This is a genomic window from Bradyrhizobium sp. Ce-3, from assembly GCF_022835695.1.
In the GTDB taxonomy this organism is placed as follows: Bacteria; Pseudomonadota; Alphaproteobacteria; order Rhizobiales; family Xanthobacteraceae; genus Bradyrhizobium.
Map to the genome: position 1 here is coordinate 489,328 of NZ_BQUV01000003.1, position 25,988 is coordinate 515,315.

Here is a 25,988-nt window from a genome sequence, read left to right on the forward strand (position 1 = left end):
ATGACGGCGATCAGCTCTCGTTCTTCAGAATCTTGAACACGCCGTTGGCCATCGCGATGCAGCGCGTGTCGACGGTCACCTCGGCGGTGATGAAGATCAGGCTGCGGGTCGAACGCACGACGCGTGGCCGGGTCGTCAGGATCTCGCCGATCTTGCCGGCCTCGACGAAATGGGTGTCGAGCTGCACCGTCGCAAGCGTCGGCTTGCCCGACACGAAGCGCGCGGCCATGCCGCAGGCGCGGTCGGCGAAGGTCATGATGACGCCGCCCTGCACGAGGCCGCGGCGATTGTGGTGCTTGTCCTCGGTGATCAGCGCGAGCTCGAGCGCGCCGTCCTTCAATCGTTCCCACAACGGGCCGATCAGCGTCAGGAATCCGGTGGTGTCGGCGATCTTCCAGCCGTCGGATTTGAGTTTGTCCGCGGCCTTGGCCGTCATGAGGAGGGGTCCGTTGCTGGCAAGGGATGGATCACGGGAGGCATGTCGTACGGGACATTTCATCAAACGCGCTTGTGTTGTAGTCAAGCGCAATGGCCCGCACATTTGACGATGCCACCCGGCGGAATATCGCAGAGCTCTGCGCCGCATTCGCGCGCCTCGCCCCGCCCGACGCCGCACCGACGCTGAAGCGCGCCGCGGTCGCGATCGCGCTGACCGAAGACGACGGCGGCCAGGGCACGGCCTTCCTGCTGACCCGTCGCAGCGCCAGCCTGCGCGCCCACAGCGCGCAATGGGCGCTGCCCGGCGGGCGCTGCGATGCCGGCGAGACCCAGATTGAGGCCGCGCTGCGCGAACTGCATGAGGAGCTCGGGCTGGCGCTTGGCCCACGCGACGTGCTCGGCATGCTCGACGATTATCCGACCCGCTCCGGCTATCTGATCACGCCGGTCGTGGTCTGGGCCGGTGCGCATGCGGCGCTCACGCCGAACCCGGACGAGGTCGCGTCCGTCCACCGCATCGGTCTCGAGGCAATCGAGCCCGATGATGCATTCACCTTCGTCACGATCCCGGAGAGCGCGCGGCGGGTGATCCGCTTCCGGCTCGGCGGCCAGCAAATTCATGCGCCGACGGCTGCGCTGATCTATCAGTTCCGCGAGGTGCTCGCCGGACGCAGCACCCGTGTCGCCGATCTCGAGCAGCCGGTGTTCGCCTGGAAGTAGGCCGCAAGGATGCAGCTATTTGTGACGCCGTTTGCGGGCGTTCATCTTCATTGCCTTCCCTTGCCCGATGGCACGGGTAGCGGCCTCCGGTTCCGACGGCGCGCGTGACACATTCTCGTAACAAGTCAAACGTGAACGCGTATCCGGAAACGAGCCGCAATCCGGCCGCTCGGCGCGCGCGGGTGCGGCGTGCGCCAACGCGACGGCGGTGAGCCAGAGTGCCATTCGCATCGCAATCTCCAAGGCTTTGTCCGGAGAACACCGCATTGTGGCGAAAATTCTGGAGCTGATCGCGGCATCCGGCCGCTTTCGCTCCGGATATTTCCGGGCTGACTTCGCAGCCGTGCTTGCTACAACGAGGCCATGCGCCCGCAATTGATTCGCCTCGTTCCTGGATTTGTCGCGCTCGCGCTCGCGCTCGCCGCCGGCGCGCCGTCCGTCTCGGCCGGCGAGGCCGATGCGTTGCCGGCGTCCGTCGCCAATGCGATGGCGCAGGCCTCGCCGCAGGCGATCATGGACTATCGCCGCAAGCTGCAGGAATACGAGGAGGCGCGCGCCGCCTTCGAGCAGGATGCCGGCGCCTATTGGAGCGCGATCGCCGACAAGCGGCGCGGCCGCAATGCCAAGCGCCGCGACCGCGTGCAGATCACGCTGGACGACTACGTGCTGCAGCAGCCGCCGGTCTATGAGGGTCCGAAGCGGCCGGTCAATCCGGCGCCGGAAGAGGAGGGCGGCAAGCCGCCGCGTCCGCCCAAGACGATTCCGGTGGTCGCGGATCTGGTCCGGGCGGCGGCCGAACACTTCCAGTTCGCGCCGCAGCGCCCGACGAGCGAGGTCGAGTTCAAGCGCGCCTATGCCCGCTACGCACGCGCCGCGGGGCTGACGCCGGAGCAGGCGGTACGGGTCTATTCGTTCGAGACCGGCGGCACCGGCAATTACGACGTGCAGGCCGGCATCGAGCATGGCGGCAAGCGCGCCATCTCCACCGCGATGGGCTACAATCAGCTGCTCACCACCAACACCGTCGAACTGCTCGCCGAGCAGGGCCACGAATTCGTGCGCGATCTGACCGCGCGGGTTGCGGCGACGCAGGGGCCGGCGCGCAAGGCGATGGAGCACAAGCTCGCGGTGCTGAAGAAGATGGTCGCGTTCACGCTGACCGTGCCCGACGACTGGTCGGCGCATCAACGCCTCGCCGACACCCCGCAGGGCTGGGCGTGTCACGCCATGGTGCTCGATATCGATATCGGCCCGATGCTGCAGACCCACAAGCTGCTGACCTCGGTGCTGTTCGCGCGCGCCAAGGGCTACAATCGGCCGCTGACCGCGGCCGAGCTCGAGATGATGAACCTGACCGGCGACGGCACCGGGCTCGACATGGTGACCATGCCGCAGGCGATGCGCGAGCAGGTGCCGACCACGAACTTCTTCCAGCGCTCGGGCTACGAGCGCAATCCGGTCGCGATCCGCCACAACACCGTGGCCAAGCTGCTTGCCATCACCAACGAGCGGATGGATTTCAACAGCAACAAGCCGGGTGCGAGGGAATTGGCGGCGGCGTTCTAGGTCAGCTGAAGACCGCTAGAGCATCGGTTCTGATTGGATCAGAACCGATGCTCAAGACTCTCCTCTTGACGCGTTTTCTTCACGCGAACCGGGCGTCCACTTCGCTCGAAAACGCTCTAATTCGAGCCGAACATGAACTTGCCGTCGCCCTCGAGATAGGGGCCGGAGCGCATGTAGAGCTGGCCGTTGTGGCCGATGAAGAACAGCGTCCCCCTCGGCACCTTCTTGGCACCCTTCAGCAGCGTGCCGGCATTGCTGGTGCCCATCTTGTAGGCCCAGGTCTTGCCGTCCTTGTCATAGGCGTAGCCCATGTCGGACTTCAGCTCCCAGGGCGCAGCCTCCTGCGCGAATGCGCATGTCGTCATTGCAGCAAGAGTCGCGGTCGCAAAAAAGGTCTTGGTCAAAAAATGCGTCATGATCCACCTCCGGCCGAGAAAAACGGCGACGTCCCCACGTTTCTGAACAAATCACGAACGCCATTCGCGCGTCAATACGACAATCGGCGCGACCGCTCACGCAGACCAGCGACTTTGTGATTTCCCGCATCAAGCTTGGCGACTATTTTCGCGTTACCGTTTACAAACGCTTTGATTGGCGGAAACACTACCTGGGGATGATCGCGATGAACCACATCATGAAGATCGGTATCGGTGTCGCTCTGTCGTTCATCGCGCTGGCGTCAGTCGCGCAGGCGGACGAGTTCAAGCTCTCCAACAACCAGCGGATCTCCTGCAGCCGCGGCCTCTCCGCCGGCAAGCTCAACACGTCGACCTGCAAGTCCTACGCCTATTTGTTCAATGCGAAGACCTCGGAATACTTCCGCTGCCAGGTCTCGCTGGCGCTGACGCGGGACAACAAGGAGGTCATCAACGTCCAGGCCGACGGCGGCTGCACCAAGAAGCCGCGCATCTTCGAGACCGACGGCAATTACACCTTCGACGCCACCGAGACCGAGCCGCCGAACACCAACTCGTTCTTCGGTCCGGGCGGCTATGCGATCTGGGCGAGCGACGCCAACACCCAGAAGATCCGCGGCTGCATCACCATCTCGTCTGGCCTCGGCTCCGATATTTCGAAGTGCCTCGACATGACGTTCCAGTGACGGCGTGATGCGCACGCTGCGCCCGGCCGCGCTCTGCCGCTCCTGGCTGTTTCTCGAAGGCGCCAACGAGGCGGTCCTGCAGCGCGCCGCCGTCAGCGGCGCCGACGTGCTGATCCACGAGCTCGAGGACTTCACCCCGCCTGCGCTGCGCCCGAAGGCGCGGGCGCTCGCGGCCGAGCTCTACGCGGCCTGGCGGGACCAGGGCGTCATGGTCGCGGTCCGGGTCAATCCGCTGGACCAGGACGGCATGGACGATCTCGCCGCCGTGATGCGGGGACGTCCTGACATCGTCGCGCTGCCGAAGGTCGCCGAGCCGCATCATGTCGTCGGACTCGACGCGGCGGTGACGCGGTTCGAGCGCGACTACGGCATCGCCGAGGGATCGACGTCGCTGTTGCCGAACATCGAGTTTGCACGCGGCCTGGTGCAAACGGGCGCGATTGCGGCGGCGAGCCGGCGCACCATCGGCTGCCTGATGGCCTCCGAGGATCTCGCCGCCGATCTTGGCGCCGAGCGCGGCAGCGACGGCCTGGAGCTCGTTTATGCGCGCCAGCGCTTCATCGTCGAATGCCGCGCCGCCAACGTCGTCGCGGTCGACTGCCCTTACACCTGGAGCGATGCTGAAGGCGTCGAGCGCGACACGATCTGGGCGCGGCGGCTCGGCTACACCGCCAAGAGCCTGGTCGATCCTGCGCATGCCGCCATCGTCAACGGCGTGCTGACGCCGAGCGCGGATGAGTTGCTCCAGGCGCGCAGGGTCGTCGCCGCATTCGAGGCGGCACGGGCGCAGGGCCTTGGGCGGGTCGAACTCGACGGCTCGCTGCTCGAGGTCCCGACCTACTCCAACGCAAAGCGCCTGATCGCGCGCGGCGAGGCGCTGCGCGCGATCGATCGCGGCGCGTGAGCCTGACCGGAGGCGGTGCCTCAGGACGCCGGCTCTTTCTCCGAGAAGTGCATGCGTGAGCGGGCGAACTTCTTGACGCCCATCGGCTTGCCGAACAGGTAGCCCTGGACCTGATCGAAATCCATTTCATGCGCAGCGAGAAAGTCCGCACGCGTCTCGACGCCCTGGGCGATGACCTGCGCGCCGGCGTCATGGGCGAGCTCGACGATACGCCGGCACACAGTCTGCTTCAGCCGTTGATCCGCGGAGCCGGTCACATATTGATGGTCGACCTTGAGCTGGACGAACGGAAAGTTCGGCAGTCCCAGCAGCGATGGCCAGTTGGCGCCGACATTGTCGATCGAGACGCCGATATTGTGCAGGCGCACGCGCCGCGCGACGTCGATCGCAAGATCCAGATTGTCGATCACCTCGGTGCTGTCGATCTCGATCAGCAGGCCGGCGAATGCGGCATGATCCGGGATCCGGTAACAGAGCTCGCGCACCGCGTCGTCGTCGGCGAGGAAGGAGATCGGCAGGTTGATCGAGAGATCGACCGGACCGACCTGCTCGAGCAGGTAGCGCCAGTCCTCGATCGCGCGCGCGATCACGAACTCGGACAGCGCGTGGAAATGCGGATCGCTTTCGTCCGGGATGAAATAGGCCGGCGGGACCACGCCCCAGGCCGGATGGCGCATCCGGATCAGTGCCTCGGCGCCGCTCGGGACCAGCGTGCGGAGATGAATTTTCTGCTGATACCACAGCTCGAGCCAGCCAGCCTTCAGCGCTTCGGGCACGTCCACCGCGGGGCTCGGCGCCGGCTCGAGCGGCAGCAACGACGCAAGACTGTCACGAAGCGTTCCGGCGCTGAACGGCGTGGACAGCGCCGGCAGCATGGCGATGCCGTACTCGTCGCCGATCTGCCGGACCGCCTTGACGATGATGGAGTCCGGCTGGCCGATCACGAGAACCTTGCCGCCGTAGTCCTTTCTCACCAAAGTCTCGAGAATTTTACTCACTTCGAGTCCATCCACCGACACGCCGAGCACCAAAAGATCGGGCCGTTCCGCGTCGAGCACGGTGTCGAGTTCCAATGCCTGGCTGCATTCACTGGTGATGAAGCCGAGGTCCTCCAGCGCCTCCGCGAGGAAGGTCCGAAGGTGTTTTTTGCTGTCCGCAATGCATGCGCGTGGGGTCAGCTTGCGATGTCCGAACCAGCCGGCTCGCGTACGTTCGATGTGACTGATGTGGTTCATGCCCCGCCTTATCCGTAATTACCCCGGCCTGACTCGTACATCCAAGAGCGGCGGCAATCATGGAAATTTCTGGTTCATACATTGATTGGTTCGCTAACCTTAAAGGATTCAATTCGACTCAAATGATGCGGGAATCGCGACGTCTCACCACTGTTACGCGTGCAACAAATGCGTCATCTGACGTTCATGAGCGCGATCGCGCGCGACATTGCGCGTCGGCGGAAACGCAGCGCGCGTGTGTCATCGCGAGACGATGTTAATGACTGTGTTGTCGTGTCGATGCTGACATGGAATTGCACCATTGTCGGACATCGGATCGAGTTGCCGTCGCGCAATGACGGCGAATCAGATCATTGGTTCTGCGGTGCCAATGCAGTCGAGCGTGATGTTGCAGCTGTCGTTCGCAACGTCTCCGGCATCAACGCGCAGTAGCCGATCAGCCCGGCACAAGCGACGGCCGCCAGGAACAGAAATGCGGCGCTGTAACCGGCGTGCACAATGATGAATCCGGCAACCGCCGTGCTCAGCGCGCCGCCGATGCCGGTTGCGGTGGCGATCGCGCCCTGGCTGATGTTGAAATGGCCGGTACCGTGGGTGAGATCGGCGACCACGAGCGGGAACAGCGCGCCGAATATCCCGGCGCCGATGCCGTCGAGCAATTGCACCGACACCAGCCAATATGGATTGTCCGACAGCGGATAAAGTGCGCCACGGATCGCCAGCACCGCAAGTGCCACGGCGAAGATCGGCTTGCGGCCCCAGACGTCGGCCTTGCGTCCGACCAGCATCGCAACCGGCACCATCACCATCTGCGCCGCGATGATGCAGACCGACATCAGCGACGTGCCGAGGTTGCGATTGACCAATGCGAGCTTCTGTCCGACCAGCGGCAGCATCGCGGCATTGGCAAAGTGAAAGATCACGGTCGAGACCGCGAAGATCAGCAGCGGCTTGCAGGTCAGCAGCACGCGAAAGCCGGATGGCCGCTCATGCGACGTGCCATGCGCCTCCGCGACATCGTCGAGCCCGCGCGCGACCTGGTGGTCGATCGCGTTGGGCGGGATCGACAGCGTCGCGGCGATGCTGGCGAGGGCCATCGCCGCGAGCAGCCAGAACACGACGATGGGACCGAACCAGTAGGCGGTCGCCCCGGCGATTGCTGCGGCCACCGCATTGCCGGCGTGGTTGAAGGCCTCGTTGCGGCCGGTCCGTGCCGCGAAGCTCTTGGGTCCGACAATGCCGAGCGTCACCGCGGCGATCGCCGGCGCGAACACCGAGCCCGAGGCGGCCGCGAGTGCCTGGGTCGCGGCGACCAGCGCGAAGTGGTCGAGCAACGGCAGCAGCAGGCAGGCGGCGGTCACGGCAATCGCGGCTGCGATCATCAAAGCGCGTTTGGCGCGGCTGCGGTCGATCAGGGCGCCGGCCGGGGTCTGGGCGACGATCCCGGCGATGGCCGCGATCGACATCACCGACCCGATCGAGGCCTCGTCCCATTTGCGTTCGGTGAGCAGATAGATCGCAAGGTAGGGACCGAGCCCATCCCGCACGTCGGCGAGGAAGAAGTTCAACGCATCGAGCGCGCGTTCAACGGTCGTCCCGGGCGGCTTCAAGTGATACCTCGCGGCGAGATCGCGCATCTTAACCCGCTCGCGGACGGGGAGTTCCCGCGCAGGTAAAGTAGTGCTGCCAGCGGAGTTTCTGGCCTGGCATGCGTCATTTGGATGGGTTGACCCGGCGGGGGTGGGCGGCCAATTTCCGGCCCGGCTTAGGGGAGAATAATACATGAAATCAAGGTTGGTGGCTGCCGCGATCGTGGCGGCCAGTGTTTTGTCCGCGCCTGTCGCACAGGCCGAGCAGTTCATTAACGTGCTCACCGGCGGGACTTCGGGCGTCTATTATCCGCTCGGTGTCGCGATCGGGAAGATCTACGGCGACAAGATCGCCGGCGTGAAGACCCAGGTGCAGGCGACCAAGGCCTCGGTCGAGAACCTGGTGCTGCTGCAGCAGGGCCGCGGCGAGATCGCCTTCACGCTCGGCGATTCGCTGAAGGCGGCCTGGGAAGGCGACGCCGAGGCCGGCTTCAAGACCAAGCTCGACAAGCTGCGCACCATCGGCGCGATCTATCCGAACTACATCCAGATCGTCGCGACCGCCGAGAGCGGGATCAAGACGCTGGCCGATCTCAAGGGCAAGAGCCTGTCGGTCGGTGCGCCGAAGTCCGGCACCGAGCTCAACTCGCGGGCGATCCTCGCCGCCGCCGGCATGAGCTACAAGGATCTCGGCAAGGTCGAGTATTTGCCGTTCGCCGAATCGGTCGACCTGATGAAGAACCGCCAGCTCAACGCCACGCTGCAATCCGCCGGCCTCGGCGTCGCCTCGCTGAAGGATCTCTCGACCTCGAGCGAGATCACCGTGGTCGCGGTGCCGAAGGAGACCGTCGACAAGATCGGGCCGCCCTTCGTCTCGGTGATCATCCCGGCCAACACCTATACCGGCCAGGACAAGGACGTGGCGAGCGCCGCGGTCGTGAACTACCTCGTCACCTCGAGCGCGGTGTCGGACGATCTGGCGTATCAGATGACCAAGCTGGTCTACGAATCGCTGCCGGAACTCGCCAACGCCCACGCCGCGGGCAAGGAGATCAAGCTCGAGGCTGCCGCGACCGGCAGCCCGGTGCCGCTGCATCCCGGCGCGATCCGCTATTACAAGGAAAAGGGCCTGATCAAGTAGGGCCGGTTACTTCAGGGGGCATGGCCGGGTTTCAACCCGGCCATCGATCTTTCCAAAGACGTTGATTTTTCGATGGATGCGCGGCCCAGGCCCGCGCATGACGTGCAGCGGGGCGCTATAAACCCCGCGGGCAGGCGGGGGGACTTTTCATATGCAGCAGCAGGTTGCGGGCGAACAGCCCATCAAGGTTGAATTCGACAATTTCGAACACGGCTTTCCGGAAGGGTTCGGCCCGGGCGCCTGGGGGCACCTGGCTTACGCCATCGGGCTCGCCTTCGCGGTGTTCCAGCTCTATGTCGCGGCCTTCAATTATTTGCCGAGCCAGGTGGTACGCGGCGTCCATGTCGGCTTCCTGATCCTCTTGACCTTTGGCCTGATCGGCAATTTCACCGCAAAGACCGATTTCGGCCGTGCGGTGAGCTGGACCGTCGGTGCGAGCGGCTTCCTGTGCGGGCTCTATCAGTGGATCTTCTATGCCGATTTGATCGCCCGCGACGGCGATCCGACCAACATGGATCTTGCGGTCGGCACGCTGCTCGCGGTCCTGATCTTCGAGGGCACGCGGCGGCTGATGGGGGCGGCGCTGCCGCTGATGTGCGGCGCCTGTCTGCTCTACTGGTTCTTCGGGCAGTATCTGCCGTCGCCGTTCAACCATCGCGGCTACGACTTCGACCAGATCGTCACCCATCTCTCGTTCGGCACCGAGGGCTTCTACGGCGTGCCGATCTACGTCTCGGCGACCTACATCTTCCTGTTCATCCTGTTCGGCTCGTTCCTGGAGCGTGCCGGCATGATCCAGCTGTTCACCGACGTCTCGCTCGGCCTGTTCGGGCGCACCCGCGGCGGCCCGGCCAAGGTCGCGGTGTTCGCCTCGGGCATGATGGGCACGATCTCGGGCTCCGGCGTCGCCAACGTCGTCACCGTCGGCCAGTTCACGATTCCCTTGATGATCAAGTTCGGCTACCGCCGCGCCTTCGCGGCCGGCGTCGAGGCCACCGCCTCGATGGGCGGCCAGATCATGCCGCCGGTGATGGGCGCGGTCGCCTTCATCATGGCGGAGACGCTCGGCGTGCCCTATTCGGAGATCGTCAAGGCCGCGGTGATTCCGGCGATCCTGTATTTCGCCTCGGCGTTCTGGATGGTGCATCTGGAAGCCGGCAAGCATGGCCTGGTCGGCATGAAGCGCTCGGAGATCCCGAGCGCCTGGAAGGCGCTGGTGGCGCGCTGGTACCTGGTGTTGCCGCTCGCGGCGCTGGTCTACATGCTGTTCGAAGGCTTCACGCCGCTCTATGCCGGCAGCATGGGACTTGCGCTGACGGTCGCGCTGATCCTCGGCGCCAGTATCACGCTCGGCTTTTCCAACACCGTCGTGCGCTACATCTTCTGGATCGGGCTTGCGCTGGTGGTTGCCGCAGTGTCGCGCCACGGTCTCGAGATCGTTCCGGTCATCAGCGTCGTCGCCGGCCTGATCGTGATCGCGGCGATCACGCGCGGCGGCCGCGCCACGCTCCGGGCCTGCCGTGACTCGCTCGCCGACAGCGCCAAGTCGGCGCTGACCGTCGGCATGGCCTGCGCCATCGTCGGCACCATCATCGGCATGATGACGCAGACCGGCGTCGGCACCATCTTCGGCAGCTGGATCATCGGGCTCGGCGCCAAGAGCCTGTTCCTGGCGCTGATCATGACCATGCTGCTGTCGATCCTGCTCGGCACCGGCATCCCGACCATCCCGACCTACATCATCACCGCGGCGCTCGCCGCCCCTGCGCTCGCCAAGCTCGGCGTGCCCTTGATCGCAAGCCATATGTTCGCGTTCTACTACGGCATCATGGCCGACCTCTCGCCGCCGGTGGCACTCGCCGCGCTGGCGGCGGCGCCGATCGCGAAGGAGAACCCGGACAAGATCGGCTGGGAGGCGATGCGGATCGCGCTCGCCGGCTACGTCATTCCCTTCATCTTCGTCTATTCGCCGGCGCTGATGCTGCAGGCCGGCGACCCGATGGCCGCCCATCTCGGCTTCTACGGCGCGGTGGCGCTGGCGACCTTCAAGGCGCTGGTGGCGATCGCCCTGTTCGGCATCGTCGCGATCGGCTTCCTGTTCACGCGGCTGACCTTGATCGAGATCGCGGTCGCGTTCGGCGCCGCGCTCTGCCTGCTCGGTGATTTCCGCTTCTCGGACACCGCCGGCTTCACGCTCGCCGCGGCGATCGTGCTGTGGCAATGGCGGCAGCGTCCGCGCGACGCGGTGGCGGCGGCTTGAGCCTCTGCCTCGCATCCGCAGGAGTCGTGAAGGCGCTATCGATCGCGGCCTTCATGCTCACCTGGACGCATTCGATCGAGAAGACCGCCTGGCAGGAAGACTGGCTGGTCACGCCGGCCGGGCTGACGCTGCAACAGGCGCGCATCAAGGGCACCGGCGCCGGCATGGAGCCGCCGCCGGAAGCGCGGCTCGTCGACGGCTGGTTGCAATGGTCGCCGCCGCCTGTGCCGAGGGCGGAGGTCGTGCTCGGCAATTCAGGCGCGGCGGGCGAATGGCATCTGTGCGAGGCGGGACGCTGCCAGACGCTATCGGAGATTTTCGAGCATCCGATCGGTGCTAATGTCACGACGATGAGTGTGTGCAAAGGTCCATAGCCCGGATGGAGCGCCAGCGTAATCCGGGGCCAGTGTTCCCGGATTGCGCTTCGCTTCATCCGGGCTACGGATTACGTCAGGCGTCAAGAACAACAAGCGGGAGAAAGACCGATGGATCGGCTCAAGGGCAAGGTTGCGATGGTGGTCGGGGCGGGCTCGATCGGGCCCGGCTGGGGCAATGGCAAGGCGACCGCCGTCACCTTCGCGCGCGAGGGCGCCAGCGTGTTCTGTGTCGATCGCAATGGCGCGGCGGCCGAGGAGACGGTCAAGATCATCACCGGGGAGGGCGGCAAGGCCACCGCATTCACCGCCGATGTCTCGCGCGCCGGCGAGGTCGAGGCGATGGTCGCCGCCTGCCTCAAGGCCTATGGCCGCATCGACGTGCTCGACAACAATGTCGGAATCGCCGAGGTCGGCAGCGTGGTGGACGTGGCGGAAGCCGAGTGGGACCGCGTCTTCGCAGTCAATCTCAAGAGCGCCTATCTGTCGATGAAGCACGTCATTCCCGTGATGATCAAGCAGGGCGGCGGCTCGATCATCAACATCTCCTCGATCGCCTCTATCCGCCATGTCGGCATTTCCTATGTCAGCTACAATGCGAGCAAGGCGGCGATGAACCAGATGACGCGCTCGACCGCGGTCGAGTTCGCCTCCAAGCATGTCCGGGTCAACGCGATCCTGCCCGGGCTGATGAAGACGCCAATGGTCGCGCATTCAGCGGGGCTGGCGCAGAGCTACGCCAAGGGCGATGTCGAGGCGATGTGGCGGGCGCGCGACGCCCAGGTGCCGATGGGGCACATGGGCGACGCCTGGGACGTCGCCAATGCCGCGCTGTTCCTGGCCTCGGACGAATCGAAATACGTCACCGGCATCGAGCTCGTGGTCGACGGCGGCATCACCTCGAAGTCCGGAGCTTGAGGAAGACTACTGCGCCAGCGCCAGGATGCCGCCGGCGAAGGAATGCCAGGCCGCCGAGGTGCTGATCGGCCAGTTCGACAGCTTCACCGCGATCAGCGCCAGCCCGCCATAGATGTAGACCGGGTGCGGACGGCCGCGGCTGCGCCAGTCGAACGCGATCGCGACGACCAGCAGCAGATAGGCGACGAACGCCGGCGCGATCGTGACCGGGACCGGCGGCGGTCCGGGCGGGCCAGGTGGCGCGAGGAAGGTCAGGAACCAGCGTGCGACCGCTGCATCGAGGATCGAGATCGCCGCGAGCAGCATCAGCCGCTTGTGCGCTTCGCGATCGCGGACATAGACGATCGCGAGCGCGAAGACGACGGCAAAGAACAGGATGCCGCTGAACGGGACGATCGAAAAGGCGACGCCTTCGTTGATCTGCCCGATCGCGGCGGAGCGCTTCATGACGCTGATTGAAGCCATCAGGCCAAGCATCGTCATGGCGGTCGCCAGCGACACGCCGATCAGGCCGACCCGGCGATGCCGCACGATCCGCCCTGAAGCCGCCAGCCAGCTCTGGAACACGAAATAGAGCGTCCAGGCGAAGAACAGCAGGCCATGCAAATGGACGACAGGGGGCGCGGACAGCGAGCCCCGCGCCATCGGCACCCAGTAGGTCGGGGCAAAGCCGAGCAGGGCGACCGCCATGCACGACAGCGCCATGTAGAAATAAAAGTACTGCGCCTCGACTGTCGCCGAAGCGCGCGGTGAATTGCGATCGATCAGGATTGTCATGATCTTGGGTCTGACAATTCGGGCGACGGTTCAACCGGGCGGGGCTTGCGAACAATGTTGTGAAGTCCGTGAGGCGGTCACGCTTCGACGCTGAGCTCGGCTCGGTCGAGCTCCTCCTCGACCAGATGGAAGGCGTCGTCGCCGATCGCCTCGGTGCGGCGCAGGCTGAGCAGTGCCTGACGGGCCGCGGCGATGGCGCGGCGGCGCAGCGGATCCGACGGCAGCTCGCGCGAGGTCAGGCCGCCGTCCGGGTCGTTCTCGGCGCGTAGCAGCACGGCGCGGTATTCGAGCCGGAGGATCTCGGCTTCCTCGGACGGGTCCTCGTCGATCTCGTCGAGCGCGGCGCGAAACACCACGCTGCGGGCATGGGCGGCCTCGCGCCCGACCGGATCGTCGTCGTCGAAATCCAGCGCCAGGATCAGCGGCCGCAAGGTCAGGCCCTGGATCACCAGCGAGCCCAGCACCACGGCAAACGCCGTCAGCAGGATCAGGTCGCGATAGGGAAAATACTCGGGCAGCGCAAACGCGGCGGCGAGAGTGACGATGCCGCGCATGCCGCACCAGGACACGATGAAGCCGCGCTTCAGGGTCGGCACCGCGTCCACCACATGGGTGGGCAGCCAATGGCGCGCCTTCAACGCGCGCAGCAGCGCCCCGTACGGCATCACCCAGAGGATACGGGCGAGGATCACGACGGCGAGAATCGCGGCGGCAAAGCTGCAATATTTCCACCGCACCTCGTCGTCGAGCTCGGACCAGATCGGGCGCAATTGCAGGCCGATCAGCATGAAGGCGAGCACGTTGAGCACGAAGACGACGGTTTCCCACACCGCATAGGAGGACACGCGCAGCCGCGCCGAGGTGCGGGCCGGCGCGGTGCGGGCGATGGTGATGGCATAGGCGATGATGGTCAGGATGCCGGACAGCCCGAGATGCTCGGCGACGATCCACACCATGAAGGTGCCGCCGAACTGCGTGATGATCGCGCTCGGCGCCTCGGTGATGCGGCGAGTGATCATCATCCAGACCTGCGCGAACAAATAGCCGGCGGCGAGGCTGCCGACCAGCGCGACCGTGATCGACGGCACGAATTCGCGGATCTTCATGTGCTCGGCGGCGACCAGGCCGACCGCGACCCGGTAGATCAACAGCGCGGTGGCATCGTTGAGCAGGCTTTCGCCCTCGAGGATCTTCTGGATCCGGTACGGCAGGCTGACCTGGCGCAGGATTGCGGTGGCCGCGGCCGCATCCGGCGGCGCCACGATGGCGCCGAGCGCGATCGCAACCGGCCAGGGCATGTCCGGGCGCAGCCAATGCGCGACCACGGCAACCGCCGTTGTGGTGACGCCAACCGCGACCACGACCAGCGTCGAGACCGGCAGCCAATTGTTGCGGAGATCGCGCAGCGAGGTATCGAAGGCGGCATCGAGCAGCACCGGCGCGACGAACAGAGCCAGCGCCAGTTTCGGTTCCAGTGCCCAGGTCGGGGCCCATGGCAGCAGGGTCAGCAGCACGCCGCCGAGCGCAAGAAAGGTCGGATAGGGCACCTTGATCCGCCGCGCCAGCGCCGACAGTGCCACCGCCGCGAGCAACAGGCCGATGATCCATTCGAACGTGAGCAAGACGAACCCCCAAGTGCGGCGCGCGACGTGCGGCCCAACAGCAGCCGATCGTCGCAATTGACGTATAATCCAGCGTGTGGTTTGGCGGCAAATGGCACTGCCGGAAAATCGGGGGCGGGGTTCAGCTGCAGGATGTCTTGTCGGTGATGGAAATGCGACGCAACTCTCCAAATCTGGCCGTCGCGCTGATTTGCGCATGTCTGTCGGTCGTGTCAGGCGTTGCGCGCGCCACCGGCAGCGAGCCGGGCGAGGATGTGCGAGCCAATGCCGGTCCCTGCGTCGCGGCGGCCGATGACGACAAGGTCATCGATGTCTGCGGCGCGTTGATCGACAATGAGAAGGCGGCGAGGCCCGATCGCGTCAAGGCGCTGCTGGCGCGGGCTGGCGCCTATGACCGCAAGCAGATGATCGATCGCGCGATCGCCGACTACGACACCGTGCTCAAGCTCGATCCGTCGCTGGCCGATGCGCATAATGCGCGCGGCGAACTGTGGCGCCGCAAGGGCGACCGGCCGAAGGCGATCATGGATTTCGGCGCCGCCGTCCAGCTCGATCCCAATCATGCCGCGGCCAAGGCCAACTACAAATCGCTGTCGCTGGAGCTGGAGCGGATCGGCGCCATGATGGCGGTCGCCGGCAAGCCGAGCTTCGACTGCCGCAAGGCGCGCCGGCCGGTGGAGAAGGCGATCTGCGCCAATCCCGCGCTCGCCGATCTCGATCGCGAGATCGTCGCATCGACTTTCCGCACCGTGCGCGAGGCGCAGAACCCGGGCCAGGCGCGCGACCTGCAGCGCGCGCAGGATCAGTTCATCGCCCGCCGCAACGCCGAATTCGGCAAGCCGGGCTACGACCTGGAAAAGGCGATGCGCGAGCGGCTGCAGCGGATCAACGGGGTCGACGGGTACTAGAGCCCGGCTTTGCAAACGCGCGCGCCGGAGCCGGCCGAAGGTCGCGGTCATTTCGGCTTGAAACGGCGCCGCTTCCCGTGACAATGGTCGGCAAATGACGCGCGACCGCGCGCGAGGGAGAAACCGCGATGAACACCCAGCAGAGCCGGTATCATGAGGTGTATGCCCGCTCGCTTCGAGACCCCGAGGGCTTTTGGGCCGAAGCGGCGCGCGAGATCGACTGGATCGAGCCGGCCAAGAAGGTGTTCGATCCCTCGACGGGCGCCTATGGACGCTGGTTCGCCGGCGCCGTGGTCAACACCTGTTATAACGCGCTGGATCGCCATGTCGCCGGTGGCCGCGCCGACCAGGTCGCGCTGATCCACGATTCTCCGCTGACGGGCACGATCACCAAATTCACCTATTCCGAGCTGCTCAAGGAAGTGCAGACGCTCGCCGCCGTGATGCAGGATTTCGGCGTCACCAAGGGCGATCGCGTCATCCTCTATATGCCGATGGTGCCGGAGGCGGTGGTCGCGATGCTGGCCTGCGCGCGGATCGGCGCGGTGCACAGCGTGGTGTTCGGCGGCTTCGCGGCCAAGGAGCTCGCGACCCGCATCGACGACGCCAAGCCGAAGCTGATCTTCTCGGCGAGCTGCGGCCTCGAGCCCGGGCGCATCGTGCACTACAAGCCGCTGCTCGACGAGGCGATCCGGCTCGCCGGCAGCAAGCCCGAGAGCTGCATCATCTTGCAGCGGCCGCAGCAGGCTTGCGAGCTCACCGCGGGCCGCGACCATGACTGGGCGACTTTGCGCCGCGCTGCATTGGACGCCGGCAAGGCCGCGCCCTGCGTGCCGGTCGCCGCGACCGATCCGCTCTACATCCTCTACACCTCGGGCACGACCGGAATCCCGAAAGGCGTGGTGCGCGACAATGGCGGGCATCTCGTCGCACTGAAATGGTCGATGGAAAATCTCTACGGCGTGAAGCCCGGCGAGATCTGGTGGTGCGGCTCCGACATCGGTTGGGTGGTCGGCCACTCCTACATCGTCTACGGCCCGCTGATCCATGGCGCGACCACGATCATGTACGAGGGCAAGCCGGTCGGCACGCCGGATGCCGGCGCGTTCTGGCGCGTGATCTCCGAGCACAAGGCGGTCGCCTTCTTCACCGCGCCGACCGCATTCCGCGCCATCAAGAAGGAAGACCCCGAAGGCAAGTTGCTCAGGAGTTACGACCTCTCGCGCTTCCGTACGCTCTTTCTCGCCGGCGAGCGCGCCGATCCGCCGACGGTGGAATGGGCCGAGCAGCAACTGAAAGTGCCCGTGATCGATCATTGGTGGCAGACCGAGACCGGCTGGTGCATCGCCGGCAATCCGATGGGCCTGGGCATGCTGCCGGTCAAGCACGGTTCGCCGACGGTGCCGATGCCGGGCTATCAGGTCGACATCGTCGACGAGGCGGCGAAGCCGGTGGCCGCAGGCACCATGGGCTCGATCGTGATCAAGCTGCCGATGCCGCCGGCCTGCCTGCCGACGCTGTGGCAGCAGGACGATCGCTTCCGCGACGCTTACCTCACGGAATTCCCTGGCTACTACAAGACCTCGGATGCCGGCTACAAGGATGCCGACGGCTATGTCTGGGTGATGGGCCGCACCGACGACATCATCAATGTCGCCGGCCACCGGCTCTCCACCGGAGGCATGGAGGAGATCCTGGCCTCGCATCCCGATGTCGCCGAATGTGCCGTGCTCGGCGTCAAGGATGCGATCAAGGGCGAGGTGCCCTGCGGCTTCCTGGTGCTGAAGGCCGGCGTGACCAAGCAGCCGGTCGAGGTCGAGAAGGAGGTGGTGGCGCTGGTGCGCGAGAGGCTCGGGCCGGTCGCAGCCTTCAAGCTCGCGATCACGGTGGCGCGGCTGCCGAAGACCCGCTCCGGCAAGATCCTGCGCGGCACCATCAAGAAGATCGCCGACGGCGAACCCTGGACCATGCCGGCGACGATCGAGGACCCCAAGGTGCTCGACGAGATCGGCGAGGCGCTGAAGGGGAAGGCGTAGGCGCGTCGTTCGTGCCTTGCTCTCGCTTTCGAGAGAGCACGCCGTGTGGCCACCCCTCTCCCTAACCCTCCCCCGCAAGGGGGGAGGGAACCCATCCGCCGGTGGCTCCCTCACGTCGGACCAACCGAAGGGATGCAGTTGCCGCTGCATCACGTGAGGTGAGCACGAGGGCCAGGCTCCCTCCCCCCTTGCGGGGGAGGGTGGGGAGAGGGGTGGCCCCGGGCGCGGTCGACGACGAGCGCACCATCGCCCAATCCGGCCACGCACCCCCGAAACCCGTCGGAAGCAAATCGGCCTTGATTTTGATGGATTGCCGGGTCATCCCGGCCCTGTCATAGCCCACGAGATACGGACCCACGGATGCGATCCATTTCCGCACGCGCGCCCCTCGCATTACTGCTCGCACTGCCGCTGTTGGCAGGCTGCCTCGAACGCGGGCGGTCGCCGATCGCGGAGAGCATGGGCGACGACGACCAGTATTGCCAGGGTGGCGGCAAGGTCGCGGTCGGCTCGCCCGAATATGTCGCCTGCCGCAAGGACCGTGACGTGCAGCGCCAGAACGCCGAAGCCCGCACCGATCGCCGGCAGCGCAATCTCGGCGAATACATGATGAACAATCCGGACCGGCACTGACGCGTCGCTGGCGCGCGGAGTCCCGTCTCTCGCATACACCACAAACAAAAACGCGGCGGGTTGCCCCGCCGCGTTTTCGTGTTCGGCTCGTCGCGCGGTCCGCGCTTACTCTTGGTCGTCGTCGGGCTTCTTGCCGCCGATCGTCTTCAGCTTGGCGAACACCGCATCGACGTTGAGATCGTCGTGGCGCTCGATCGGCTGATCGTCGAGCTCGTCCTTGCGCGTGGTCTCGGAAGCCGGCAGCAGCGTGGCGCCGCCGTAGACGGTCGTGGTCGGCTTCTCCTTGGCGGCGCGCTGCACCTCGAAATCGAGCTCGATCTGCGAGCACAGGCCGAGCGTCACCGGGTCCATCGGGGTCAGGGTCGAGGCGTTCCAGTGGGTGCGGTCGCGCACGCTCGCGATCGTGGTCTTGGTGGTGCCGACCAGACGCATGATCTGGGCGTCCTTCAGCTCGGGGTGGTTGCGCACCAGCCAGAGGATTGCGCTCGGCCGCTCATGGCGGCGCGACACCGGGGTGTAGCGCGGGCCCTTCTTCTTGGCGGCGGTGGGCAGCACCACCTTGCTCTCCTGCAGCCTGAGGCGATAGTTCTGGTCGCGCTCGCCGCGCTCGATCTCCTCGCGGGTCAGCTGGCCGTTGGAAATCGGGTCCATGCCCTTGATGCCCTGGGCGGCGTCGCCGTCGGCGATGGCGCGGACCTCGAGGGGGTGCATTTTGGTAAAATCAGCCACCTGATCGAAGGTCAGGGCGGTATTATCGACCAACCACACGGCAGTCGCCTTCGGCATCAGCGGTGCGTTGCTCATGGCAAATCTCCTTTGTGCTTCGCCCACCTCTGTCGAGGCGAAGCTGGTAGTCATCGGCGATGACGGGAATTATGCGGCCTATATAAGCCCTCCGGGGGGAATGGCGCAATGGGCCAGCAAAATCGCCTTGACAGCGCCCGAAAGCAGTCCCAAGTCCTTACCTTAACTGGCCGTTCCCCGCCCGCCGGCGAGGGGTGATTCGGTCCCGAGATTGCCCCGAGACAGCCTGATGTCAGCGAAAAAACCCGACCTTAGAATCGTGCTTTGTTCCCCCCGCGGCTTTTGCGCCGGGGTGGTCCGCGCCATCGACACGGTCGAACGTGCCCTGACCATTTACGGGGCGCCGGTCTATGTCCGGCACGAAATCGTCCATAACAAGTACGTGGTGGACAGCCTGAAGACCAAAGGCGCCATTTTCGTCGAGGAACTGTCCGAGATTCCCGACGAAACCAACGCCCCGGTGGTGTTTTCGGCCCATGGCGTTCCCAAGTCGGTTCCGGCCGAGGCCAAATCCCGCAATTTCTTCTCACTGGACGCGACCTGCCCGCTGGTGACCAAGGTCCACCGCGAGGCGGCGATCCACTTCAAGCGCGGCCGCGAGATCCTGCTGATCGGGCATTCCCACCACCCCGAGGTGGTCGGCACCTTGGGCCAGCTGCCGGAGGGCGCCGTGACCCTGATCGAGACGGCGGAGGATGCCAAGACCTTCGTCCCGAAGGATCCCGACAACCTCGCCTTCGTGACCCAGACCACGCTGTCGATCGACGACACCGCGGAGATCGTGGCGCTGCTCAAGGAGCGCTTCCCGAACGTCAACGGTCCGCACAAGGAAGACATCTGCTACGCCACCACCAACCGCCAGCTTGCGGTCAAGAAGGTGGCGCCGGTGGTCGATGCCCTGATCGTGGTCGGTGCGCCGAACTCGTCGAACTCGCAGCGCCTGCGCGAGGTCGCCGAGCGCGAGGGCTGCCCGATTGCGATTCTTGCGCAGCGCGCCAGCGACATCGACTGGAGCCGCTTCGAAGGCATCAGGAGCCTCGGCATCACCGCGGGCGCTTCGGCCCCGGAAGTGATCGTCGAGGAGATCATGGGCGCCTTCGCGGAGCGCTACGAACTGCACGTGGAGACGGTCTCGGCTGCGGAAGAGAACGAATTCTTCCCGCTGCCGCGTTCGCTGCGGCCCGACGCTGCCGCGGCGGAATAGACCATATGGCGGTTTACACCGACGTTGCCGCCGAAGACCTCGCGGAATTCCTCAAGAGCTACGACATCGGCGAATTGCTCTCCTACAAGGGCATCGCCGAGGGCGTCGAGAATTCGAACTTCCTGCTGCACACCAGCCAGGGCGCCTACATCCTCACGCTCTATGAGAAGCGCGTGGCGGAGGACGACCTGCCGTACTTCCTGTCGCTGATGGCGCATCTCGCCGGGCGCGGGGTGTCGTGCCCGCAGCCGGCGCGCAACCGCAAGGGCGAGGTCACGAGCCGGCTCGCCGGCCGGCCGGCGGCGATCATCAACTTCCTCGAAGGGGTGTGGCCGCGGCGGCCGAACGTGGCGCATTGCTCAGGCGTCGGCGAGGCGCTGGCCAGGATGCATCTGGCCGGTCGCGACTTTCCGCTGGTGCGCAAGAACCCGCTGTCGGTGTCCGGCTGGCGGCCGCTGTTTGCTCTCGCCGCCGCGCGGGCCGACAGCGTTCAGCCGGGCTTGCACGATTTCATCGCGCGCGAGCTCGATCATCTCGAGGCCGCGTGGCCCACGGACCTGCCGGTCGGCGTGATTCATGCCGATTTGTTTCCCGACAACGTCTTCTTCCTCGGCGACAAGCTTTCCGGCCTGATCGACTTCCCGTTCGCCTGCAACGACATCCTGGCCTACGACGTCGCGATCTGCCTCAACGCCTGGTGCTTCGAGCCGGATCATTCCTTCAACGTCACCAAGGCGCGCGCGCTGCTCAATGCCTATGGCCGCGAGCGGCCGCTGTCGGCGGCGGAAGAGGCCGCGCTGCCGCTGCTGGCGCGCGGCGCCTCGATGCGCTTCCTGCTGACGCGGCTGGTCGACTTCCTCAACGTGCCCGAGGGCGCGCTGGTGCAGCCGAAGGATCCGCTTGAATACGTCCGCAAGCTGCGCTTCCAGCAGAATGTCGCGAGCCTGCGCGACTACGGCATCACACCGGCAGGATGCGCGGCGTGAGCGACAAGCCGCATGTGATTGTTTTCACCGATGGTGCCTGCTCCGGAAATCCCGGACCGGGCGGTTGGGGCGCGATCCTCCGGTTCGGCGACGTCGAGAAGGAATTGAAGGGCGGCGAGGCGCACACCACCAACAACCGCATGGAGCTGATGGCGGCGATCTCGGCGCTGGAAGCCCTGAAGAAGCCCTGCGTGGTCGACCTCACCACCGACAGCCAGTATGTCCGCCAGGGCATCACCGGCTGGATCCACGGCTGGAAGCGCAACGGCTGGCGTACCGCCGACAAGAAGCCGGTCAAGAATGTCGAACTGTGGCAGCGGCTCGACGCCGCGCTGAAGCCGCACGAGGTGCGCTGGCACTGGATCAAGGGCCATGCCGGCCACGCCGAGAACGAACGCGCCGACGAGCTGGCGCGCGAGGGCGTGGCGATAGCGAGGCTGAAGGGCTGAGCCTCCGGATGATGGTCAATCCCTGCCATCTTCGAACTACCCCAGCATCGTAACCAATCTGATCAGCTCTGACTGGCGATGGGTGCTAGTCTTGAAGAACACCGACTTCAAATGGTTGCGCGCCGTTGCGGGAGAGATTTCCAATTGTTCTGCGGCGGCCTGAATAGGCAGACCGCCCCTTAGCAATGCGGTCAACCTTGCCTCTGCAGGTGTCAGATCGAAAGCTCGGGCAATGAGCTTCGCATCCAGCAGCGGGGGTGGCGACAGGTTGGAGAAGACCAGCATTGCACGAGCGCCCAAGAATACGCTGCTTGCGGCACCGTCGACCAATAACACGCGGATCAGGACGGGAGGCTTTGCTGCGCGACGGACCACGATCGGTTCTGTCGGCAGCGCAGCGCCGTCGGGCGACGTCCGGATCAAATCGACAAGGCGGTGATATTTCGCCATTGCATCCTTGTCGCGAAGCGCAAGCCGCCTGTTCCGGACCAGGATGTCCTGATCGAATCCGGCATCAGCCGCGGCGTTGCAGCTCAGCACAAAGCCCTGCCGATTGAGGACGACGGCGGGCCGCTGAACCTTCTCCAGCACGTTGGTCATCGAGGTGAGGGCCACTCGGCCGACCGCCGTCGCCAATGTCGCGGTCTCGGTCAATCTTGGCGCAAGACGGGCGAGTGCTCGCTTGTCCGCCTCGTCAAACGGCTCCTCGTTTTGGGTGCGCTGAATCGTGAGTGCCCATGCGGCGGTGTCCGCCCAAAAGCCGATGCCGGCAAACCATTTGAAGCCGAACGGAAACAGGACTTCGTTGTACATCGGATCAGCCTGGATCTGCTCGGGCGTCAGCAGGTCCTGATCCGTGACGACCTCGCCGGCCATCATGCGCGGAAATCCGATCGCACGCGGGTCTTTAGTGTGCCAATCGTTGGCAAAATAGAACCGGGTGGCTTCGTCGATGGACTTCGTTCGCGGCACGTCCGGTGTTCGGACGTCGCTCTGCAGCAGCAATGCAGCCGATCCGCCGACCGCCGCGCAGATGCTTTCCATCAGCTCAGGCCACAGCAATGGATCGACGACGGCCTCGCCGAGGCGGCGCATGACCTGGGTCAACTGATCGTGGTCTATGGCTTTCGGACTCAATGGGAGCGTCGTTGAACCTGCGGCGAGAAACATCAAGAAATACAGACGGATGCGGACCGGCAATACCGGGACTGCCGCGGATGTGCGCAATTGCCGCACCCAAATGGGTCAGGATCGAATCCCGACCCGCATGATATCCGGATCGAGGCGTTCTTTTCCTAAGCAAGTATCTGACTGAATTGACGATTTGTTCGATCCGGCGGCTCGGATCGAAGTTATTTTGATTGGGGGATTTGGGAATGGGATCTTTTCAGGGGACCGCGGGTGACGACACGGTTACCGGCACAGCTAACGGGTCGAATACCAACGATACGCTTCAGGGGCTCGCCGGAAACGACACCCTGGTCGGCGGCGACGGCGCGGACGCGCTCGATGGCGGTACCGGCACCGATTTCGCGTCCTACGCGGATGCGCCGGCCGGCGTGGTGGCCAATCTCGCCAACCCTGGCCTCAACACAGGCTACGCGCAGGGTGACACGTACACCTCGATCGAAGGCCTGATCGGAAGCAACAGCAACGACACGCTGACGGGCGACGGCAACAACAACCTGCTCCGCGGCGGACTGGGCGCGGACGTCCTCGACGGCGGCGCCGGCAGCGACACCGCGGACTATTTTGCCGCTTCGGCGGGACTGCTGGTCAGCCTGGCAAATCCCGCCAGCAACACCGGCGAGGCCGCCGGCGACACCTATACGTCAATCGAGAACCTCCGCGGCTCGGCCTTCAACGATACGCTGATCGGCGATGCCAATAGCAACACGCTGCGCGGCGGCCTCGGGGCGGATTCTCTCGATGGCGGCGCCGGATTCGATTTCGTCTCCTATGCGGATTCGACGACGGCCATCACCGCAAGCCTGGCCAATCCGGCATCCAATACGGGAGAGGCGGCCGGCGATACCTACGTCTCGATCGAAGCGATCCGCGGCAGCGACTTCAACGACTCGCTGACCGGTGATGGCAACATCAATTTCCTGCAAGGCGGTCTCGGCGCCGACACGCTGGACGGCGGGGCCGGTTTTGATTTTGCCGACTATTTCAACGCGACCACGGCGATCGTCGCGAACCTCTCGGATGCGTCCGCCAATACGGGAGAGGCCGCAGGCGACGTCTATATCGGCATCGAAGGGCTCAGAGGCGGCGCGTTCAACGATCTCCTGGTCGGTGACAACAATAACAATTATCTGCGCGGCGGCCTCGGCGCGGATACGCTGAACGGCGGCGGCGGCCTCGATGTTGCCGATTACAACAATGCCAGCGCGGGCATTGTTGTGAATCTCCGCAACACCTCGTTGAATACGGGCGAAGCTGCCGGTGACGTGTACATTTCGATCGAAGGCATCCAGGGCAGTAATTTCAACGATACGCTGATCGGATACGCGACGGCGGACACTTTATTCATCGGCGGACTCGGCGCCGACTCGATGGTTGGTGGCAGCAGCACGCTTGACACGGCTTCCTACCTGAATGCGACGTCCGGCGTCACTGCGAGTCTCGCCAATTCGGCAGTGAACACCGGCGAGGCGGCGGGAGATACCTATAGCGGCATCGAGGTGCTGGTCGGCAGTTCCTTTGCAGATCATCTGATCGGCGATGGCGGCAACAATCCGCTCGAAGGGCGAGGCGGGGCAGATACCCTCGATGGCGGCGCCGGCTTTGACACCGCTTCCTATCGACAATCAACAGCGGGTGTGGTGGCCAACCTTGCCGACAACTCACAGAATACCGGCGATGCGGCCGGCGACGTCTATAGCTCCATCGAAGCGCTGTTCGGGTCGAACTTCAACGACACGCTTGTCGGAGATGCAGGCGACAACATCTTGACCGGCTCTATCGGCGCGGATGCATTGAACGGCGGGGCCGGCAACGATATCGCTTCCTATTTTCTGGCCAGTTCCGGCGTGGTGGCCAGCCTTGCAAACCCGGCCGCCAACACCGGCGAGGCAGTCGGAGATACCTACACCTCCATCGAGGGGCTCGAAGGCAGCGATTTCGGCGATACGCTGATCGGCGACGGCGGGAGCAATGTCCTCAGGGGACGGTCAGGTAATGACTCGCTGGACGGTGGGGCCGGCACCGATACGGCGTGGTTCTTCGGGAACAGAAGCGCGTACACGATCACCCGAACCAGTCCCACGAGCTCGGTCCTCGTCGCCGGCGAGGGCTTGGACACGCTGACCAATATCGAACTGCTGCATTTCTTCGACGTGACTTTGAACGTTGCGGATCTGCCGATCGCGAACACCGGCACGGCTGGTGCCGACAATCTTTACGGCGGCGTCGGCAACGACTCGCTCGTCGGCCTCGGCGGCAATGATGTCCTGGTCGGCTTTGCCGGCGACGACGTCGGCTATGGCGGCGACGGTAATGACTATTTCTATGCCGGCTCCGGAAACGACATCCTGGTGGGGGATGCCGGCCTCGACGTTCTGCTCGGCGAAGCGGGCAATGACAGCCTCTATGGCGGGTCCGGCATCAATTACCTGTTCGGCGGCGACGGCAATGACGTCGTGGCCGGTAACGGCGGGACCGGAGCAAACGATATCAACGTGATGTTCGGGGAGGCCGGGGCCGACGTCCTCTATGGTGGCGCCGGCTCCAACAACTTCTACGGCGGTGCCGGGGTCGATACCATGTTCGGCGGCAGCGGTCTCAACGTCTTTATCTCTTCGGGCGAGACCGACGGCGACGTCATCTTCGGCGGTAGCGGCAAGAACTACGTCTATGGCTCCAACGGTGGCGATACCGTCACCGGCGGCAGCGACGTTGACGTGTTCCTGATGGGCTCCGGAGCCGACTACATCACGGGCGGCGGTGGAGTGGATTATGCCTGGGGTGGCGGCGGCTCCGATACGTTCACGATCAGCGACAGTACGCCGGAAATCATGGTGATTCAGGACTTCAACACCGGCGGCGTCAACGACATCGTGAAATTCGCCGGCACATCGCTGCATTCGTTCGCGGATGTTCAGGCGGCCGAGTTCTACGCACCCGGCATCAACACCACCATCATCACCGATGCCGCGGGCAATGCGGTCTGGCTGATAGGTCTCGCTCCGGGACAACTGGACGCCAGCATGTTCAAGTTCAGTTAGGACTTGCTCGACCAATTTGTGAAGTGTTCGCGTGCAATTCAGCCCTCACGAGGCGATGCCACGCGAGCCCTGCCGACGAGATCGTGAATGAGA

23 protein-coding genes are annotated in these 25,988 nt (G+C 64.9%); 15 read left to right on the forward strand and 8 right to left on the reverse strand.

Annotation, left to right across the window (positions count from 1 at the left end; translation table 11 throughout):
• Positions 1–10: 10 nt before the first annotated feature.
• Complete coding sequence (locus BRSPCE3_RS13400) at positions 11–436, reverse strand: PaaI family thioesterase (RefSeq protein WP_244066285.1); 426 nt, start codon at positions 434–436, stop codon at positions 11–13.
• Between the two features lie 92 nt (positions 437–528).
• Here BRSPCE3_RS13400 and BRSPCE3_RS13405 point away from each other — a divergent pair, with 92 nt between their 5' ends.
• Positions 529–1,158, forward strand: a complete 630-nt coding sequence (locus BRSPCE3_RS13405) for a CoA pyrophosphatase (RefSeq protein ID WP_244066286.1) — start codon at positions 529–531, stop codon at positions 1,156–1,158.
• Positions 1,159–1,521: 363 nt separating this feature from the next.
• Positions 1,522–2,724 carry a hypothetical protein gene (locus BRSPCE3_RS13410; RefSeq protein ID WP_244066287.1) on the forward strand — a complete coding sequence of 401 codons (1,203 nt, stop codon included), beginning with the start codon at positions 1,522–1,524 and terminating at the stop codon, positions 2,722–2,724.
• A gap of 116 nt (positions 2,725–2,840) precedes the next feature.
• On the opposite strand, the gene BRSPCE3_RS13415 is transcribed toward BRSPCE3_RS13410, so the two are convergent.
• Positions 2,841–3,140 carry a hypothetical protein gene (locus BRSPCE3_RS13415; protein WP_244066288.1) on the reverse strand — a complete coding sequence of 100 codons (300 nt, stop codon included), beginning with the start codon at positions 3,138–3,140 and terminating at the stop codon, positions 2,841–2,843.
• A gap of 206 nt (positions 3,141–3,346) precedes the next feature.
• On the opposite strand from BRSPCE3_RS13415, the gene BRSPCE3_RS13420 reads away from it, so the two are divergent.
• A complete protein-coding gene (locus BRSPCE3_RS13420; protein ID WP_244066289.1) occupies positions 3,347–3,826 on the forward strand; it encodes a hypothetical protein in 480 nt (159 codons plus the stop codon).
• Between the two features lie 7 nt (positions 3,827–3,833).
• The gene (locus tag BRSPCE3_RS13425; protein ID WP_244066290.1) at positions 3,834–4,730 is read left to right on the forward strand and encodes a CoA ester lyase; all 897 of its coding nucleotides are present in this window, start codon (positions 3,834–3,836) and stop codon (positions 4,728–4,730) included.
• 20 nt (positions 4,731–4,750) lie between these two features.
• Here BRSPCE3_RS13425 and BRSPCE3_RS13430 read toward each other — a convergent pair whose 3' ends face one another.
• The gene (locus BRSPCE3_RS13430) at positions 4,751–5,965 is read right to left on the reverse strand and encodes an EAL domain-containing protein (RefSeq protein WP_244066291.1); all 1,215 of its coding nucleotides are present in this window, start codon (positions 5,963–5,965) and stop codon (positions 4,751–4,753) included.
• Positions 5,966–6,315: 350 nt separating this feature from the next.
• A complete protein-coding gene (locus BRSPCE3_RS13435) occupies positions 6,316–7,602 on the reverse strand; it encodes an MFS transporter (RefSeq protein ID WP_244066292.1) in 1,287 nt (428 codons plus the stop codon).
• A 145-nt stretch (positions 7,603–7,747) separates the two neighbouring features.
• Between BRSPCE3_RS13435 and BRSPCE3_RS13440 the strand changes: the two genes are divergently transcribed.
• The 4 genes from BRSPCE3_RS13440 (at position 7,748) to BRSPCE3_RS13455 (ending at position 12,247) form a co-directional block, all read left to right on the forward strand.
• Complete coding sequence (locus BRSPCE3_RS13440) at positions 7,748–8,695, forward strand: TAXI family TRAP transporter solute-binding subunit (protein ID WP_244066293.1); 948 nt, start codon at positions 7,748–7,750, stop codon at positions 8,693–8,695.
• A gap of 151 nt (positions 8,696–8,846) precedes the next feature.
• Positions 8,847–10,955: a TRAP transporter permease gene (locus BRSPCE3_RS13445; RefSeq protein WP_244066294.1), complete on the forward strand. Its 2,109-nt coding sequence runs from the start codon at positions 8,847–8,849 to the stop codon at positions 10,953–10,955.
• Complete coding sequence (locus tag BRSPCE3_RS13450) at positions 10,916–11,329, forward strand: DUF1850 domain-containing protein (protein WP_244066295.1); 414 nt, start codon at positions 10,916–10,918, stop codon at positions 11,327–11,329. Before BRSPCE3_RS13445 ends, BRSPCE3_RS13450 begins: the two co-directional genes overlap by 40 nt.
• Before the next feature lie 111 nt (positions 11,330–11,440).
• Positions 11,441–12,247: an SDR family NAD(P)-dependent oxidoreductase gene (locus BRSPCE3_RS13455; RefSeq protein ID WP_244066296.1), complete on the forward strand. Its 807-nt coding sequence runs from the start codon at positions 11,441–11,443 to the stop codon at positions 12,245–12,247.
• Between the two features lie 6 nt (positions 12,248–12,253).
• Here BRSPCE3_RS13455 and BRSPCE3_RS13460 read toward each other — a convergent pair whose 3' ends face one another.
• Together BRSPCE3_RS13460 and BRSPCE3_RS13465 are read right to left on the reverse strand one after the other, a co-directional pair.
• Positions 12,254–13,024 carry a hypothetical protein gene (locus tag BRSPCE3_RS13460; RefSeq protein ID WP_244066297.1) on the reverse strand — a complete coding sequence of 257 codons (771 nt, stop codon included), beginning with the start codon at positions 13,022–13,024 and terminating at the stop codon, positions 12,254–12,256.
• A gap of 77 nt (positions 13,025–13,101) precedes the next feature.
• Complete coding sequence (locus BRSPCE3_RS13465) at positions 13,102–14,646, reverse strand: sodium:proton antiporter (protein WP_244066298.1); 1,545 nt, start codon at positions 14,644–14,646, stop codon at positions 13,102–13,104.
• Positions 14,647–14,798: 152 nt separating this feature from the next.
• On the opposite strand from BRSPCE3_RS13465, the gene BRSPCE3_RS13470 reads away from it, so the two are divergent.
• The 3 genes from BRSPCE3_RS13470 to BRSPCE3_RS13480 all read left to right on the forward strand — a co-directional run bounded on the left by BRSPCE3_RS13470 (position 14,799) and on the right by BRSPCE3_RS13480 (position 18,223).
• Positions 14,799–15,554 carry a tetratricopeptide repeat protein gene (locus BRSPCE3_RS13470; RefSeq protein WP_244066299.1) on the forward strand — a complete coding sequence of 252 codons (756 nt, stop codon included), beginning with the start codon at positions 14,799–14,801 and terminating at the stop codon, positions 15,552–15,554.
• 128 nt (positions 15,555–15,682) lie between these two features.
• Positions 15,683–17,590 (forward strand): propionyl-CoA synthetase, encoded by a 1,908-nt coding sequence (locus tag BRSPCE3_RS13475; protein WP_244066300.1) that lies wholly within the window; start codon positions 15,683–15,685, stop codon positions 17,588–17,590.
• A 360-nt stretch (positions 17,591–17,950) separates the two neighbouring features.
• The gene (locus BRSPCE3_RS13480) at positions 17,951–18,223 is read left to right on the forward strand and encodes a hypothetical protein (protein WP_244066301.1); all 273 of its coding nucleotides are present in this window, start codon (positions 17,951–17,953) and stop codon (positions 18,221–18,223) included.
• Positions 18,224–18,328: 105 nt separating this feature from the next.
• Here the strand turns inward: BRSPCE3_RS13480 and BRSPCE3_RS13485 are convergent, their stop codons facing one another.
• Positions 18,329–19,027 (reverse strand): DUF1013 domain-containing protein, encoded by a 699-nt coding sequence (locus BRSPCE3_RS13485; RefSeq protein WP_244066302.1) that lies wholly within the window; start codon positions 19,025–19,027, stop codon positions 18,329–18,331.
• Between the two features lie 229 nt (positions 19,028–19,256).
• Here BRSPCE3_RS13485 and ispH point away from each other — a divergent pair, with 229 nt between their 5' ends.
• Genes ispH through rnhA form a run of 3 tightly spaced genes read left to right on the forward strand, consistent with a single transcriptional unit; the run spans position 19,257 to position 21,666 of the window.
• Positions 19,257–20,231, forward strand: a complete 975-nt coding sequence (gene ispH / locus BRSPCE3_RS13490; RefSeq protein WP_244066303.1) for a 4-hydroxy-3-methylbut-2-enyl diphosphate reductase — start codon at positions 19,257–19,259, stop codon at positions 20,229–20,231.
• A gap of 5 nt (positions 20,232–20,236) precedes the next feature.
• Positions 20,237–21,217 carry a homoserine kinase gene (locus tag BRSPCE3_RS13495; protein ID WP_244066304.1) on the forward strand — a complete coding sequence of 327 codons (981 nt, stop codon included), beginning with the start codon at positions 20,237–20,239 and terminating at the stop codon, positions 21,215–21,217.
• Entirely contained in the window at positions 21,205–21,666 is a 462-nt protein-coding gene (gene rnhA / locus BRSPCE3_RS13500; protein WP_244066305.1) for a ribonuclease HI, read from the forward strand. The genes BRSPCE3_RS13495 and rnhA overlap by 13 nt, the downstream gene beginning before the upstream one ends.
• A 36-nt stretch (positions 21,667–21,702) precedes the next feature.
• Here rnhA and BRSPCE3_RS13505 read toward each other — a convergent pair whose 3' ends face one another.
• Positions 21,703–22,893: a helix-turn-helix transcriptional regulator gene (locus BRSPCE3_RS13505; protein ID WP_244066306.1), complete on the reverse strand. Its 1,191-nt coding sequence runs from the start codon at positions 22,891–22,893 to the stop codon at positions 21,703–21,705.
• Positions 22,894–23,042: 149 nt separating this feature from the next.
• Between BRSPCE3_RS13505 and BRSPCE3_RS13510 the strand changes: the two genes are divergently transcribed.
• On the forward strand, positions 23,043–25,895 hold the full coding sequence (locus BRSPCE3_RS13510) for a calcium-binding protein (RefSeq protein ID WP_244066307.1): 2,853 nt from the start codon (positions 23,043–23,045) through the stop codon (positions 25,893–25,895).
• Positions 25,896–25,988: the final 93 nt, after the last annotated feature.

What these genes read in the sequence shown, in the direction of transcription:
- BRSPCE3_RS13425 (WP_244066290.1), top strand. Translation starts at nt 3,834, where the DNA reads ATGCGCACGCTGCGCCCGGCCGCGCTCTGCCGCTCCTGGCTGTTTCTC.
- rnhA (WP_244066305.1), top strand. Translation starts at nt 21,205, where the DNA reads ATGCGCGGCGTGAGCGACAAGCCGCATGTGATTGTTTTCACCGATGGT.
- BRSPCE3_RS13415 (WP_244066288.1), bottom strand. Translation starts at nt 3,140, where the DNA reads ATGACGCATTTTTTGACCAAGACCTTTTTTGCGACCGCGACTCTTGCT.
- BRSPCE3_RS13450 (WP_244066295.1), top strand. Translation starts at nt 10,916, where the DNA reads ATGGCGGCAGCGTCCGCGCGACGCGGTGGCGGCGGCTTGAGCCTCTGC.
- BRSPCE3_RS13445 (WP_244066294.1), top strand. Translation starts at nt 8,847, where the DNA reads ATGCAGCAGCAGGTTGCGGGCGAACAGCCCATCAAGGTTGAATTCGAC.
- BRSPCE3_RS13495 (WP_244066304.1), top strand. Translation starts at nt 20,237, where the DNA reads ATGGCGGTTTACACCGACGTTGCCGCCGAAGACCTCGCGGAATTCCTC.
- BRSPCE3_RS13405 (WP_244066286.1), top strand. Translation starts at nt 529, where the DNA reads ATGGCCCGCACATTTGACGATGCCACCCGGCGGAATATCGCAGAGCTC.
- BRSPCE3_RS13420 (WP_244066289.1), top strand. Translation starts at nt 3,347, where the DNA reads ATGAACCACATCATGAAGATCGGTATCGGTGTCGCTCTGTCGTTCATC.
- BRSPCE3_RS13400 (WP_244066285.1), bottom strand. Translation starts at nt 436, where the DNA reads ATGACGGCCAAGGCCGCGGACAAACTCAAATCCGACGGCTGGAAGATC.
- BRSPCE3_RS13410 (WP_244066287.1), top strand. Translation starts at nt 1,522, where the DNA reads ATGCGCCCGCAATTGATTCGCCTCGTTCCTGGATTTGTCGCGCTCGCG.
- BRSPCE3_RS13430 (WP_244066291.1), bottom strand. Translation starts at nt 5,965, where the DNA reads ATGAACCACATCAGTCACATCGAACGTACGCGAGCCGGCTGGTTCGGA.
- BRSPCE3_RS13435 (WP_244066292.1), bottom strand. Translation starts at nt 7,602, where the DNA reads ATGCGCGATCTCGCCGCGAGGTATCACTTGAAGCCGCCCGGGACGACC.
- BRSPCE3_RS13510 (WP_244066307.1), top strand. Translation starts at nt 23,043, where the DNA reads ATGGGATCTTTTCAGGGGACCGCGGGTGACGACACGGTTACCGGCACA.
- BRSPCE3_RS13475 (WP_244066300.1), top strand. Translation starts at nt 15,683, where the DNA reads ATGAACACCCAGCAGAGCCGGTATCATGAGGTGTATGCCCGCTCGCTT.
- ispH (WP_244066303.1), top strand. Translation starts at nt 19,257, where the DNA reads ATGTCAGCGAAAAAACCCGACCTTAGAATCGTGCTTTGTTCCCCCCGC.
- BRSPCE3_RS13480 (WP_244066301.1), top strand. Translation starts at nt 17,951, where the DNA reads ATGCGATCCATTTCCGCACGCGCGCCCCTCGCATTACTGCTCGCACTG.
- BRSPCE3_RS13485 (WP_244066302.1), bottom strand. Translation starts at nt 19,027, where the DNA reads ATGAGCAACGCACCGCTGATGCCGAAGGCGACTGCCGTGTGGTTGGTC.
- BRSPCE3_RS13440 (WP_244066293.1), top strand. Translation starts at nt 7,748, where the DNA reads ATGAAATCAAGGTTGGTGGCTGCCGCGATCGTGGCGGCCAGTGTTTTG.
- BRSPCE3_RS13470 (WP_244066299.1), top strand. Translation starts at nt 14,799, where the DNA reads ATGCGACGCAACTCTCCAAATCTGGCCGTCGCGCTGATTTGCGCATGT.
- BRSPCE3_RS13455 (WP_244066296.1), top strand. Translation starts at nt 11,441, where the DNA reads ATGGATCGGCTCAAGGGCAAGGTTGCGATGGTGGTCGGGGCGGGCTCG.
- BRSPCE3_RS13460 (WP_244066297.1), bottom strand. Translation starts at nt 13,024, where the DNA reads ATGACAATCCTGATCGATCGCAATTCACCGCGCGCTTCGGCGACAGTC.